This is a genomic window from Streptomyces sp. NPDC048383 (assembly GCF_040651775.1).
Classification (GTDB): Bacteria; Actinomycetota; Actinomycetes; order Streptomycetales; family Streptomycetaceae; genus Streptomyces.
Genome location: NZ_JBEZKS010000004.1, coordinates 20084 through 33429, shown reverse-complemented (window position 1 = coordinate 33429; position 13346 = coordinate 20084). Strand labels below are relative to the sequence as shown.

The window sequence follows — 13346 nt, the reverse complement described above, 5'->3', positions numbered from 1 at the left end:
GGTCGTGCCGCCGGGGGGCCGCCGTTCAGCCCTTGTCCAGGTACTGCTCCCGTTCGGTGTCCAGCAGGGCGGCCAGCGCGGTGCGCAGTCCGGGCAGCCGCTCCAGGTCTGGGTCGGCGGCGACGACGCGGGTGGCTTCCTCCCGGGCCTGGGCGATGACCTCCTCGTCCTCGATGACGGCGAGCATCCGCAGCGAGGAGCGCACGCCCGACTGGGCCTGGCCGAGGACGTCGCCCTCGCGGCGCTGTTCCAGGTCGATCCGCGAGAGTTCGAACCCGTCGAGGGTGGCGGCGACCGCGGCGAGCCGGGCCCGGGCGGGGCTCGCCTCGTGCATCTCGCTGACCAGCAGGCACAGGCCGGGGGCGGAGCCGCGGCCGACGCGGCCGCGCAGCTGGTGGAGTTGGGAGACGCCGAACCGGTCCGCGTCCATGATCACCATGACGGTGGAGTTCGGTACGTTCACCCCGACCTCGATGACGGTGGTCGCGACCAGCACCTTGACCTCGCCGGCGGCGAAGCGGCGCATCACGTCGTCCTTGTCGGCGGGGTCCATCCGGCCGTGCAGCACTTCGACGGACAGCCCGGACAGGGGTCCCTTGACCAGTTGTTCGGCGATCTCCAGGACCGCGAGCGGGGGCCGCCGGTCGCCGTCCTCCTCGGCGGCCTTCTTCTTCTTGGGCTCGTCCTCGCCGTCGCCGATCCGGGGGCAGACCACGTACGCCTGGTGGCCGTTCTCCACCTCCTCGCGGACCCGCTCCCAGGCGCGGGTGAGGAAGTGCGGCTTGTCCTTGGCGGGCACCACGTGCGTGGCGATCGGGGAGCGCCCGGCGGGCAGCTGGTCCAGGACGGAGGTCTCCAGGTCGCCGAAGACGGTCATGGCGACGGTGCGCGGGATCGGGGTGGCCGTCATGACGAGCAGGTGGGGGGGCTGCTTGCCCTTCGAGCGCAGGGCGTCGCGCTGTTCGACGCCGAAGCGGTGCTGTTCGTCGACGACGACCAGGCCGAGGTCGTGGAAGCGGACCTTGTCCTCGATCAGGGCGTGGGTGCCGATGACGATGCCGGCCTCGCCGGTGACCAGGTCGAGCAGGGCCTGCCGGCGGGCGGGCATGCCCATAGAGCCGGTGAGCAGCACCACCTTGGTGCCCCGGTCTGAGCCGCCGAGCATGCCGCCCTCGGCGAGTTCGCCCATCATCTCGGTGATGGACCGGTGGTGCTGTTGGGCGAGCACCTCGGTCGGCGCGAGCATCGCGGCCTGTCCGCCGGAGTCGACGACGGCGAGCATGGCCCGCAGGGCCACCATCGTTTTCCCGGATCCGACCTCGCCCTGGAGGAGTCGGTGCATGGGGTGGCTGGTGCCCAGGCCGTCGAAGATCTCCTTCGAGACGGTCTGCTGGCCCTCGGTGAGGGTGAAGGGCAGGGTGGCGTCGAAGGAGTCGAGGAGGCCGCCGGGGGTGGCGCGGCGCGGGACGGCCGGGAGCTGGGAGTCGTCGTGCCGGCGGCGGGCCAGGGCCACTTGGAGGACGAAGGCCTCGTCCCACTTGAGGCGTTGGCGGGCGTCCTCGATGTCGGCCTTGGTGGTGGGTCGGTGGATCTTGAGGAGGGCCTCGGTGAGCGGGAGCAGCCCGCGGCCCTCGCGCAGGGCGGGCGGGAGCGGGTCCACGATCTCGCCGACGCCGGGCAGTACCGCGTCGACGCATTTGGTGATCTTCCAGGACTCCATCTTGGCGCAGGCCGGGTAGATCGGGATGAGCCGGCCCGCGAAGGCGCTGGCGGCGTCCTGGTCGGAGGCGTCCGCGCCGAGCGGTTCGTAGGCCGGGTGGGCCAGTTGGAGCTTGTTGTTGAACTTCGAGACCTTGCCCGCGAACATGGCGCGGCTGCCGGGCAGCAGGTCCTTGTGCGGTTTGTGGACGCCGGCGCCGAAGAAGACCAGTTGGAGGCGGCCGCTGCCGTCGGTGATGGTCACCTCCAGGCGCTTTCCGCCGCCTCGGCTGCCCTGGTAGGTCAGCAGTCGGGCGTCGGCGACCTGGGCGACGACGGTGACGTGCTCGTCGATCTGGTCGGCGAGTTCGGCGAGCGGGGTCAGCTCGCCGCGCTCGGCGTACCGCCGGGGGTAGTGGTGCAGCAGGTCCAGGGCCGTGTGCAGGCCGAGCTGCTCGGCCAGCACCTTGGCGGTGGCGGGGCCGAGGGTCTTCTTGAGGTCTTCGTCGAGCGCGGGCACGTGTTCCATTGCACACCATGGCGCCGACAAGCCGGCTATTCCACCCCGATGAGAAGGGGCGCCGACCAGCGTCCGCCCCGGTAGGTAACGGTGTCGACGGCCAGGTGTCCGTGCTGGACGTACGCCTCCAGGTGCGCGGCCAGGGTGTCGGGGACCTCGGGTCCCAGTACGAGGGTGACGAGTTCGCCGCCGGAGCCGAGCATCCGCTCCAGCACCGCCTCGGCCGTCTCGGGCAGGCCCGAGCCTATGACGGCGACGTCCCCGTCGATGAGGCCGAGCACGTCGCCGGCCTGGCAGATGCCGACGGAGGTGAAGGACCGGGCCTCGGCGACGGCGAGTTCCGCGTACCGGGTGGCGCCGGCGGCGGCCGTCATCGCGACGACGTCCTCGTCGAAGCTGGCGTCGGGGTCGTGCACGGCGAGCGCGGCCAGGTTCTGGACGGCGGACCGGGTGGGGATCACGGCGACGCGGATCCCGTCGGCGCGGGCCCGTTCGGCGGCGGCGACGGCGGCGGCGCGCAGTTCGACGGAGCCCGCGAGCAGGATCACCTCGCGGGCGTGGGCCCGGCCGACGGCGTCGAGGAGTTCGGTGACGGCGGGCGCCTCGCCGGGGCGGGCCAGCACGGTGGTCGCGCCGGCCTCCCCGCACAGGGCGGCCAGCCCCTCGCCCGGGACCACGGCGACCACGGCCCGTTGGGCGCGCGGGGCCTTGGCGCGGCGGCGTTCGTCGCCGAAGTGCGTGATGCGGATCCGGTACGGCCGGCCGGCGACGACTCCGGCCTCCACGGCGGCGCCGGGGTCGTCGACGTGCACGTGGACGTTCCACAGGCCGTCGCCGCCGACCACCACCAGGGAGTCGCCGAGCCCGTCGAGGCGCTCGCGCAGCTCGCCGACGCCTTCCTCGGAGGCCTCCAGCAGGTAGATCACCTCGTAGCCGGGTCCGCCCTGTTCCTCGGCGCAGGGCTGCGGCGTCGACGGTACGGGCACGGCCCGACCGCGCACCGGCTCCTCGGCGGGCGCCTCGCCGGACAGGGCCTGCCACAGGGCCCCGAGTACGGCGACGAGCCCGCAGCCCCCGGCGTCGACGACGCCGGCGCGGCTCAGCGCGGCGAGTTGTCCCGGGGTCTCGGCGAGGGCCGCGCGGGCGCCGTCGTACGCAGCCCTGGCGACGTCGGCGGCGGTGGCGGCGGCGCTCTCCACGGCGGCCCCGGCGCGGGCCGCGGCGCCCGCGACGGTGAGCATGGTGCCCTCGACGGGGTGCGCGACGGCCTGGTACGCCTCCTCCGCGGCCCTGGTCAGGGCCCGGGCCAGCAGGGTGCCGGGGGCGCGTTCGGCGGGCGCGCGCTCGGCGCCCAGGACGTCGGCGACGCCCCGCAGCAGTTGGGCGAGGATCGTGCCGGAGTTGCCGCGGGCGCCTATGAGGGCCCCGTGCGCGTAGGCGCGTACGGCCTCGGCCAGGGAGGCGGTCCCGGGTGTGCCCTCGGTCACCCCGCCGTCGGCCTTCTCGAAGGCTTCGGTGAGCGCGCGGTGGGCCGCCTCGGCGGTCAGGTAGAGGTTGGTGCCGGTGTCGGCGTCCGCGACCGGGTAGACGTTGATCGCGTCGATGTCCTCGCGGGCCCGGCCCAGTGCGGCCAGGGCCAGCGAGCTCCAGGTGCGCACCGCTTCGGCGTCGAGGGTGTGCGGGCCGGGCTCGTTCGCCACCGGGCGTTCCTCCTTGTGCGGGCCAGGGTTCACCGCAGGGTAACGAAGGGCGGCCGCCGGCCCGGGACCCCGGGGCGGGGCCGGTGGCTCACATGGTAGTTTTCTTGGACCGAAGCAGTCGTTGTATGCTGCTCAGGTTGCCCGTCGAGAGTCGGGCCATTCGTCCGGCAAGCCACTTCAGATCTCTGATTCCGGTGCGCCGGATTTCACTGTAAGTGCATCTGAAGTCTTTGGAGTGACCTGTGGCTGCCAACTGCGACGTTTGCGCCAAGGGGCCGAGCTTCGGCAACAGCATCTCCCACTCGCACCGCCGCACCTCGCGTCGCTGGAACCCGAACATCCAGCGCGTCCGTGCCGTGGTCAATGGGACGCCGAAGCGCCTCAACGCCTGCACCTCGTGCATCAAGGCCGGCAAGGTCTCGCGCTGACGGCCTCCGTCGTCGTCGCGCAGCCCTTCTCGGTTGCCAGAAAGGCCGGTTCACCCAGGTGAACCGGCCTTTTGCCTTGCCCGGAACCTTCCTGAGCCGCCGGCCCCCGGCGTGAACCGGGGACCCGCGCACGGGTTCTAGCGCTTGGTGGTGCCCTTCCACCGCCAGGCGTGGTCCACGGGGCCGATGCCCGCGCCGAGCGCGAAGCCGGCCGCGATGGCGCCGGTGACGTACGCCTTGGCCTCCGTGACGGCCTCCGGGACCGTCCGCCCCTTGGCCAGGCCGGCCGCGACGGCGCTGGCCAGCGTGCAGCCCGTGCCGTGCGTGTGCCGGTTGTCGTGGCGGGGCGCCCGCAGCCAGTGCTCCTCGGTCCCGTCCGTCAGCAGGTCGACGGCCTCGCCGCCGTGCGCCGCGAGGTGTCCGCCCTTGATCAGCGCCCACCGCGCTCCGTGGCCCAGGATCGCGTCGGCGGCCCGCCGCATCCCGTCCTCGTCCTCGACGACGATGCCGGTGAGCTGGGCGACCTCGTCCAGGTTCGGCGTCGCGACCGTGGCCCGGGGCAGCAGTTCCTCGCGTACGGCGTCCAGCGCCGAGGCGGCGAGCAGCGCGTCCCCGTGCTTGGAGACGCCCACCGGGTCCACGACCGCCGGGGCGTCCGTACCGGCCAGCAGTTCCGCGACGGTCTCGACGAGGACGGCCGAGGCCAGCATCCCGGTCTTGACCGCTCCCACCCCGATGTCGTCGACGACGGCCCGGTACTGGGCCGTGACGGCCTCGGGCGGCAGTTCCCAGACCCCGTGCACGCCGAGGGAGTTCTGGGCGGTCACGGCGGTGAGCACGCTCATGCCGTGCACGCCCAGCGCGAGCATGGCCTTGAGGTCGGCCTGGACGCCGGCGCCGCCGCCGGAGTCGGATCCGGCGACGGTCAGGCACAGCGGCGGTACGGGGCCGCTCATCGCAGGTTCTCCTCGGGGGCCGGGTCGGCGCCGAAGTGGTCCCAGCCGCCGGTGCTGGTCCAGGGGGCGCCGTCCACCGTCACCTGGGGCAGCGCGGAGCGGTTCTGGACCTCCCCGATGACCTTCCAGCGCGCCGGCAGCTTCACGTCGGGCGGGAACGTCGCCACGATGGCGTGGTCCTCTCCCCCGGTGAGCACCCACTGGAGCGGGTCGACGCCGACGGCCTGGCCGATGTCGTGCATCTGGGTCGGGATGTCCACGGCCCCCGACCGCACGTCGATGCGCACCTTGCTCGCCTCGGCGATGTGCCCGAGGTCGGCGATCAGCCCGTCACTGACGTCGGTCATGGCGGTGGCGCCGAGTCCGGCGGCCGCCGGACCCGCGTGGTACGGCGGTTCGGGCCTGCGGTGGGCCTCGACGAAGGCGCGCGGAGAGCGGAAGCCGCGCGAGAGCACGGCGAACCCGGCGGCGGACCACCCGAGCCAGCCGGTCACGGCCACCACGTCGCCGGGGCGGGCGCCGGAGCGCAGCACGGGCTCGTGGTTGCGCAGGTCACCGAGGGCCGTGATGGCGACGGTGATGGTGTCGCCGCGTACGACGTCGCCGCCGACCACGGCGGCGCCCGCGACCTGGCACTCGTCGCGGATGCCGTCCATCAGCTCGGTGGGCCAGGTGACCGGCAGTTCCGCCGGCACGACCAGGCCGAGCAGGAGCGCGGTCGGTACCGCGCCCATGGCGGCGATGTCGGCCAGGTTCTGCGCGGCGGCCTTGCGGCCGACGTCGTAGGCCGTGGACCAGTCGCGCCGGAAGTGCCGGCCCTCCAGCAGGATGTCCGTGCTCGCCACGACCCGGCGGTCGGGTGCCGACACCACCGCGGCGTCGTCGCCCGGTCCGAGCCGGACCGCCGGGGTGGTGGTGAGCCGTGAGGTGAGCTCCCGAATGAGCCCGAACTCCCCCAGCTCGCCCACAGTGCCCTTCATCGCTGTGCCCCTTCTTGGCAAGTCCGCTTGCGGTCGCGAGCCGTCACAGCTCTGGGTACCGTCAACAGATACGTCAACTGCTGCTTTCCGTACGCCTCGCGGTGCGTGGCGCCGGGTCCATCGGATCTCCCCACGGCACGTGCGGGAAGGGTCTCCCCGCGGCACGCGGCGACGCGGTACCGTGGCGTCCCTTCGTGCCGGGGCCCGCCCGTTGTCCCCGGGCCCATCCGAAGGTTAGGGGAAATGATCCCCGTGGCCGCCCTGGAGGTTCCGTGGTACAGGCGTACATCCTCATCCAGACCGAGGTGGGCAAGGCGTCGTTCGTCGCCGAGTCCATCAGCCAGATCGCGGGGGTGATCCAGGCCGAGGACGTGACGGGCCCCTACGACGTGATCGTGCGCGCCCAGGCCGACACCGTCGACGATCTCGGCCGCATGGTGGTGGCCAAGGTCCAGCAGGTGGAGGGCATCACCCGCACCTTGACCTGCCCGGTGGTCCATCTGTAGCCCCCGTCTACTCTGGGCCGGTGATGTCACTGCACCGCCGGCCGCTCCGTCTGCTCGCCCCGCCCGCCGCCGCGGTCCTCCTGGCCCTCGCGGGCTGCGCCCCGGGGGATTCCGGGGTCACGGTGGATCCGCCGCCCGCTCCGCCCGCCGACGTCGCGGGGCTCTGTGCGACGCTGCACGAGAAGCTCCCCGAAGAGGTGGCCGGGCTGGCGCGGACCACCACCGAACCGCGCTCGGATCTGACGGCCGCGTGGGGCGGCTCGGCGATCGTACTGCGGTGCGGTATCCCCAAGCCCCCCAAGATGGCGGATCCGAAACAGGAGGGCGTCGAGGTGAACGGCGTCGGCTGGCTGCTGGAGAAGACGGACGACGGCGGGTACCGGTTCACCACCGGGTCACGGCTGGCCTACACCGAGGTCCTGGTCGACGAGGAGCATGCCACGGATGCCGGGATGCTGGTCGGGCTGTCCGGCGCCGTTGCCGAGTCCGTGCCCGTCGGCATCTCGTCCTACTGAGTCCGTCGACGCGTTCCCCCACCGGATCCGTCCCACCGGATCCGCCGCCCGCACACCGCCGCCCGCCGGCCGCGCTCGATGAGCGCGGCGGCGGGCGGTCGGCTGTCCGGGGTCCGGGCCGCCTGCTAGCGCAGCCCGGTGGAGCGGCGCAGCGCCGCCTGGATGAGCAGGTCCACCAGCTGCTGGTACTCGATGCCGGCCTCCTGCCACATGCGCGGGTACATCGAGATGGGGGTGAAGCCCGGCATCGTGTTGATCTCGTTGATGACGAACTCGCCGTCCTCGGTGAGGAAGAAGTCGGCGCGCACCAGGCCCTCGCAGGACGCGGCGTCGAACGCCTCGATCGCCAGGCGCTGCACTTCCGCGGTCTGCTCCGGGGTGAGCGGGGCGGGCACGATCCCGGAGGCGGAGTCGATGTACTTCGCCTCGAAGTCGTAGAAGTCGTGGCTGGAGACCGGCGGGATCTCGGCGGGCGCGCTGGCGCGCGGGCCGTCCTCGAACTCCAGCACCCCGCACTCGATCTCGCGGCCGCGCAGCAGCGCCTCCACGATGATCTTCGGGTCGTGGCGGCGGGCCTCGCGGATCGCGGCGTCCAGTCCGGCGGCGTCGTCGACCTTGGTGATGCCGATGGAGGAGCCCGCGCGGGCGGGCTTCACGAACAGCGGCCAGCCGTGCTCGGCGGCGAAGTCCAGGACCTTGGCGCGGGCCGCGTCCTGGTCGGCCTCCCACTCGCGGGGGCGGATGGTCACGTACGGGCCGACCTTCAGCCCGAAGGACGTGAAGACCCGCTTCATGTAGTCCTTGTCCTGGCCGACGGCCGAGGCGAGGACGCCCGAGCCGACGTACGGGATCCCGGAGAGCTCCAGGAGGCCCTGGAGGGTGCCGTCCTCGCCGTACGGGCCGTGCAGGACGGGGAAGACGACGTCGACCTCGCCCAGGGCCTTGGGAACGGCGCCGGGCTCGGTGTAGACGACCTCGCGGCTGGCCGGGTCGACGGAGAGCACGACGCTGCCGTCGGCGGAGTCGGCGAGCGTCTCCACGCTCGGCAGCTCGCGGTCCGCGATGGCCATGCGCTCGGGCTCGTCGGCGGTCAGCGCCCACCGGCCGTCCGTGGTGATGCCGATGGGCAGCACCTCGTACTTGGAGCGGTCGATGGAACGCAGCACGGCGCCTGCCGTGACGACCGAAATGGCGTGTTCCGAGCTGCGGCCGCCGAACACGACGGCCACGCGGGGCTTGCGGCCCTGCTGCTCAGGGGTCTGGGGGAGGTTCTCGCTGCTCATATCGCCACGAGGGTACCCGTTCGAACGGCCGGAACGGAGTCAGCGCCGTTCCGGTTTGGCGCTGCGTCCCATGAGTTCCTTCAGGGCGACCAGCGTGGGCTTGCCGTGGTGGACGATGTCGACGACGGTGTCGGTGATCGGCATGTCCACTCCGTACCGGTTGGCCAGATCCGCCACCGACTGGCAGGACTTGACCCCCTCGGCGGTCTGCTTGGTGACCGCGATGGTCTCCTCCAGGGTCATCCCGCGGCCCAGGTTGGTGCCGAAGGTGTGGTTCCGGGAAAGCGGCGAGGAGCAGGTGGCGACGAGGTCGCCGAGCCCGGCGAGTCCGGAGAAGGTCAGCGGGTCGGCGCCCATGGCCAGGCCCAGGCGGGTGGCTTCGGCGAGGCCTCGGGTGATGAGGGAGCCCTTGGTGTTGTCGCCCAGCCCCATGCCGTCCGCGATGCCGACGGCGAGGCCGATGACGTTCTTGACGGCGCCTCCGAGCTCGCAGCCGATGACGTCGGTGCTCGTGTACGGGCGGAAGTACGGGGTGTGGCAGGCGGCCTGGAGCCGCTGCGCCACGGCCTCGTCCACACAGGCGACGACCGACGCGGCGGGCTGCCGGGCGACGATCTCGCGGGCCAGGTTGGGGCCGGTGACGACGGCGACCCGCTCGGAGGGGACCTTGGCCACCTCCTCGATGACCTCGCTCATCCGCTTGGCGCTGCCGAGTTCGATGCCCTTCATCAGGGAGACGAGGACGGCGTCGGCCGGGAGCAGCGGGGCCCAGGCGGCGAGGTTGCCGCGCAGGGTCTGCGAGGGGATCGCGAGGACCGCGAAGTCGGCGCCGTCCGCGGCCTGTGCGGCGTCGGTGGTGGCCCGCATGTTCGCGGGCAGTTCCACGTCGGGGAAGTAGTCGGGGTTGGTCCGGCCGTTGTTGATGGCGTCGGCCAGTTCCTGCCGGCGGCCCCACAGGGTCACCTCGCAGCCGGCGTCGGCGAGCACCATGCCGAAGGCCGTTCCCCACGAGCCGGTTCCGAAGACGGCCACCTTCACGGGACGTGTCACTTGTTGTCCTCCCCCGCGGCGTCGCGCCGCTGCTGCGCCCTGGCCCTGCGGTGGTCGTAGGGCTGCGCGGGGGCGTTCTCCCCGCGCAGCTCCTCCAGGAGTTTGGTGATGTCGGCCATGATGGCCTCGGTGGCGCCCTTGAGGACGTCCGGCGTGGGTTCCAGGTCGTGGAAGGCCGAGAGGTCCACGGGCGGTCCGGCGAGGACCTGGAGGGTCTTGCGGGGGAACAGGCTGAGCTTGTTCTCCCTGGCATAGGGCGGCATCGCGAGATTCGCGCCCCATTGGGCCACCGGAATGACGGGCGCCTTGGTGATCAGCGCCACCCGGGCGGCGCCGGTCTTGCCGGCCATCGGCCACATCTCGGGATCCCGGGTCAGGGTGCCTTCCGGGTAAAAGGCGACGCATTCACCGCGTTCGATGGCGTCCACGGCGGCCCGGAATGCGTCCAGGGCGTTCGTGGTCTCCCGGTAGACGGGGATCTGGCCCGATCCGCGGAGGATCATGCCGACGAAAGGCACCTTGAAGAGTCCGGCCTTGGCGAGCAATCGGGGCACCCGGCCGGTGTTGTACTGGAAGTGCGCGTAGGACAGCGGGTCCAGATACGAGTTGTGATTGACGGCGGTGATAAATCCACCGTCGGCCGGAATGTGCTCCATTCCCCGCCAGTCCCGCTTGAAGAGCACTACCAGCGGCGGTTTCGCGATGACCGCTGCCAGGCGGTACCAGAAGCCGATTCTGCGGCGGGACACTCGGACACCTTCCTCTAGGACCGGTGCGCGGCTTGGGCACCTCATCGGCCGGACAAGTCTCGCCCCAGGTCCGGTCTCTGTCGAGGACACCGTACGCCCCGCCCGCACCACCGGGCCCCCCAGTGGCCGGTCGGGGGCGACAATGGGCCGACTGATGACCAGGCCATGACCTGCCGATGGCCGGGGGGTGCGTGAACGCGCCGGAAGGAAGGAGTCCGCCACGAACGCCGTGTGGAGTCTGGTGGTTCCGCTCAAGCCCTTGGCGGTGGCCAAGAGCCGGCTCGCGGCGGCCGTCGGCTCGTCCCGCCCGGGATGGGCGCTGGCGTTCGCGCAGGACACCGTGGCGGGGGCGCTGGCCTGCGCGGCGGTGGCGGATGTGGTGGTCGTCACGGACGACTCCCTGGCCGGTGCGGAACTGGCCAGGCTGGGGGCGCGGATCCTGGCCGACGCCCCGGGCGCCGGCCTCAACGCGGCCCTCGCGCACGGCGCCGGGGCGGTGCGCAGGGGGCGCCCCGGGGCTCGGGTGGCCGCGATGAACGCCGATCTGCCCGCTTTGCGGGCACCGGAATTGCTACGCGTGCTCGATAACGCTTCGGCATTTCCCCGGGCATTTCTGGCGGATGCGGCGGGAATCGGGACGACTCTGCTTTCCGCTGCTCCGGACGTGGAATTGGCACCCTCGTTCGGAGGGCCCTCCCGGGCCCGGCATTCGGCGTCGGGCGCGGTGGAAATCGCCCTGCCGGACGTCGAGAGCGTGCGTCGGGACGTGGACACCGCGGCCGATCTGCGCACGGCCCTCACCCTCGGTGTGGGCCGCCACACCGCCCGATACAGTGCGCGTATGCAGGCGACCGCGTACACGTACGACTCCCAGACCCGCAGCGGCAGCGTGCTGCTGGACGACGGCACCCCGGTGCCCTTCGGCGCCCCGGCCTTCGACGCGGGCGGTCTGCGACTGCTGCGCCCCGGACAGCGGGTGCGGATCGAGACGGACGGCGAGGGCGCGGCCCTGCGCATCACGCTGGTCACGCTGCAGACCTTCTGACGCGCCTGCCGGCGCCGGCGGGCGCTGCGTCACCAGGCACCCCGTTGACCTGCGGGGAAAGCACCGCGGGCCGACTTCCCCACGGTGGGGAAACCGGCCCGGCGTGTGTGACTCGTGCCCTACTTCTTGCGAGCGGTGGTCTTCTTCGCGGTGGTCTTGCGGGCGGTCGCCGTCTTGGTGGCGGGCGCCGTGGTCTTCGCGGTGGCCTTCTTGGCCGCGGGAGCGGTCTTCTTGGCGGTGGTCTTCTTCGCCGCCGCCGTCGTGGACTTCACGGCCGCCTTCTTCGCGGTCGCCGTGGTCTTCTTGGCCGTCGCGCCGGCCTTCTTCGCCGTGGCGGTGGCCTTCTTGGCGGTGGCGGTCGTCTTCTTCGCCGGCGTGGCCGTGGTCTTCTTCGCGACGGCGGTCTTCGCCGCGGCCTTCTTCGCGGTGGTGGCCCTCTTGGCCGCGGCCTTCTTGACGGTCACCGAGGCGCCGCCGCCGCTCAGGCTGCCCTTGGGCGCCTTCTTCACGGACACCTCGCCGCCCTTGGGCAGCTTCTTGGTGCCGCTGACAAGGTCCTTGAAGCCCTGGCCCGCGCGGAAGCGGGGAACAGAGGTCTTCTTGACCCGGACGCGCTCACCCGTCTGCGGGTTACGGGCGTAGCGGGCCGGCCGGTCGACCTTCTCGAACGAGCCGAAGCCCGTGACCGAGACCCGGTCGCCCGCGACGACTGCGCGGACGATCGCGTCGAGTACCGCATCGACGGCGTCGGCGGCCTGCTGGCGGCCGCCCACCTTGTCGGCAATCGCTTCTACGAGCTGCGCCTTGTTCACGTCTTCCCCTTCGGAGACTTCGCCAGAACGAATGTGTTCAAGCTTATTTCGCACGTTAGGCGGATATATACCGCAAATCAAACACGAAACGGGCTAATCACCCTAGTGCCGCAACGATGCAGTCCGTTACGGAGTTCCTTCGCATCAGTCGCCTTCAGGGAATCGACCCTCGTCGAGGTCCTTCATCAACCTGTCCAGGCGCCTTGCCGCGTCGGCGAGATCATGCTTCGCCGCGGCAGTGGCGACCAACAGCTTCCGGGACAGCGCCATCCTTACGCCCTCCGGGACTTGCAGTGTGCGCACCCTTGTGTGTGCTTCTTTCAGTCGGTCGGCGACGAGTTCCCAGAGCTCCAGTTGACTGTCGCGTTCCATGCACAGATTGTGCCATCTGGGGCGAGTTGTCGCCTCACGGGGCCTCAACATACAGCTGTGCCCCCCGCCGGAAGGCGAGGGGCACAGTGTTGTCGATGTGATCACCCGTAGGTGAATAAGCGCTGATCAGGCTGGAATCACGCCCTAATCGTGCGCGGCTTGAACGCCGGGCGGGTGCTTTCGTAGGTGCTGATGTCCCCTTCGTTCTGAAGGGTGAGCGAGATGTCGTCCAGCCCCTCCAGAAGGCGCCAGCGGGCGTTGTCGTCGAGTTCGAACTCCGCCTCGACGCCAGCGGCTCGGACCTTGCGGTCCACCAGGTCGACGGTCACCTCGGCGGTGGGGTCGGCCTCGGTCAGCTCCCACAGCCGCTCGACGGTCTCCTGCGGCAGAACGACGGTCAGCAGACCGTTCTTCAGCGAGTTGCCGCGGAAGATGTCGGCGAAGCGGGAGGAGATGACCGTCTTGAAGCCGAAGTTCTGCAGCGCCCAGACGGCGTGCTCGCGCGAGGAACCCGTACCGAAGTCGGGGCCCGCGATCAGCACGGTGGCGCCCGCGCGCTCCGGACGGTTCGTGACGAACTCCGGGTCCTTGCGCCAGGCCTCGAAGAGCCCGTCCTCGAAGCCGTCGCGGGTGATCTTCTTCAGCCAGTGGGCCGGGATGATCTGGTCGGTGTCGACGTTGCTGCGCCGCAGCGGGACGGCCCGGCCGGTGTGGGTGGTGAAGGCTTCCATG

13 protein-coding genes and 1 pseudogene are annotated in these 13346 nt (G+C 71.6%); 4 read left to right on the top strand and 10 right to left on the bottom strand.

The genetic code is table 11. The features are described from left to right. Positions 1-25 precede the first annotated feature (25 nt). Positions 26-2227 carry an ATP-dependent DNA helicase RecG gene (gene recG / locus AB0D46_RS04990; RefSeq protein ID WP_362875869.1) on the bottom strand — a complete coding sequence of 734 codons (2202 nt, stop codon included), beginning with the start codon at positions 2225-2227 and terminating at the stop codon, positions 26-28. Positions 2228-2253: 26 nt separating this feature from the next. Next, positions 2254-3918, bottom strand: coding sequence for a DAK2 domain-containing protein (locus tag AB0D46_RS04985; RefSeq protein WP_362875868.1), 1665 nt, complete (start codon positions 3916-3918; stop codon positions 2254-2256). Between the two features lie 242 nt (positions 3919-4160). Here AB0D46_RS04985 and rpmB point away from each other — a divergent pair, with 242 nt between their 5' ends. Then, a complete protein-coding gene (gene rpmB, locus AB0D46_RS04980; RefSeq protein WP_073911113.1) occupies positions 4161-4346 on the top strand; it encodes a 50S ribosomal protein L28 in 186 nt (61 codons plus the stop codon). 137 nt (positions 4347-4483) lie between these two features. Here the strand turns inward: rpmB and thiD are convergent, their stop codons facing one another. Beyond that, complete coding sequence (thiD, locus tag AB0D46_RS04975) at positions 4484-5302, bottom strand: bifunctional hydroxymethylpyrimidine kinase/phosphomethylpyrimidine kinase (protein WP_362875867.1); 819 nt, start codon at positions 5300-5302, stop codon at positions 4484-4486. After that, the gene (locus AB0D46_RS04970; RefSeq protein ID WP_362875866.1) at positions 5299-6282 is read right to left on the bottom strand and encodes a thiamine-phosphate kinase; all 984 of its coding nucleotides are present in this window, start codon (positions 6280-6282) and stop codon (positions 5299-5301) included. The genes thiD and AB0D46_RS04970 overlap by 4 nt, the downstream gene beginning before the upstream one ends. A gap of 272 nt (positions 6283-6554) precedes the next feature. Between AB0D46_RS04970 and AB0D46_RS04965 the strand changes: the two genes are divergently transcribed. Both AB0D46_RS04965 and AB0D46_RS04960 read left to right on the top strand, forming a co-directional pair. Continuing rightward, a complete protein-coding gene (locus AB0D46_RS04965; protein WP_281206340.1) occupies positions 6555-6788 on the top strand; it encodes an Lrp/AsnC ligand binding domain-containing protein in 234 nt (77 codons plus the stop codon). 23 nt (positions 6789-6811) lie between these two features. Continuing rightward, positions 6812-7303, top strand: coding sequence for a DUF3515 domain-containing protein (locus AB0D46_RS04960; RefSeq protein WP_362875976.1), 492 nt, complete (start codon positions 6812-6814; stop codon positions 7301-7303). 125 nt (positions 7304-7428) lie between these two features. On the opposite strand, the gene AB0D46_RS04955 is transcribed toward AB0D46_RS04960, so the two are convergent. Genes AB0D46_RS04955 through AB0D46_RS04945 form a run of 3 tightly spaced genes read right to left on the bottom strand, consistent with a single transcriptional unit; the run spans position 7429 to position 10385 of the window. Next, entirely contained in the window at positions 7429-8586 is a 1158-nt protein-coding gene (locus AB0D46_RS04955) for a D-alanine--D-alanine ligase family protein (RefSeq protein WP_362875865.1), read from the bottom strand. 39 nt (positions 8587-8625) lie between these two features. Next, entirely contained in the window at positions 8626-9636 is a 1011-nt protein-coding gene (locus AB0D46_RS04950) for an NAD(P)H-dependent glycerol-3-phosphate dehydrogenase (protein WP_362875864.1), read from the bottom strand. After that, complete coding sequence (locus AB0D46_RS04945; RefSeq protein WP_362875863.1) at positions 9633-10385, bottom strand: lysophospholipid acyltransferase family protein; 753 nt, start codon at positions 10383-10385, stop codon at positions 9633-9635. The genes AB0D46_RS04950 and AB0D46_RS04945 overlap by 4 nt, the downstream gene beginning before the upstream one ends. 187 nt (positions 10386-10572) lie before the next feature. On the opposite strand from AB0D46_RS04945, the pseudogene cofC reads away from it, so the two are divergent. Further along, positions 10573-11223, top strand: a pseudogene (gene cofC, locus AB0D46_RS04940) (2-phospho-L-lactate guanylyltransferase); the annotation flags it as partial. Positions 11224-11549: 326 nt separating this feature from the next. Here the strand turns inward: cofC and AB0D46_RS04935 are convergent. The 3 genes from AB0D46_RS04935 to leuD all read right to left on the bottom strand — a co-directional run bounded on the left by AB0D46_RS04935 (position 11550) and on the right by leuD (position 13345). Then, on the bottom strand, positions 11550-12242 hold the full coding sequence (locus AB0D46_RS04935) for an HU family DNA-binding protein (RefSeq protein ID WP_362875862.1): 693 nt from the start codon (positions 12240-12242) through the stop codon (positions 11550-11552). A gap of 144 nt (positions 12243-12386) precedes the next feature. Further along, positions 12387-12614 carry a hypothetical protein gene (locus AB0D46_RS04930; protein WP_362875861.1) on the bottom strand — a complete coding sequence of 76 codons (228 nt, stop codon included), beginning with the start codon at positions 12612-12614 and terminating at the stop codon, positions 12387-12389. Positions 12615-12751: 137 nt separating this feature from the next. Further along, positions 12752-13345, bottom strand: a complete 594-nt coding sequence (gene leuD / locus AB0D46_RS04925) for a 3-isopropylmalate dehydratase small subunit (RefSeq protein WP_362875860.1) — start codon at positions 13343-13345, stop codon at positions 12752-12754. Between the last annotated feature and the right edge of the window lies 1 nt (position 13346).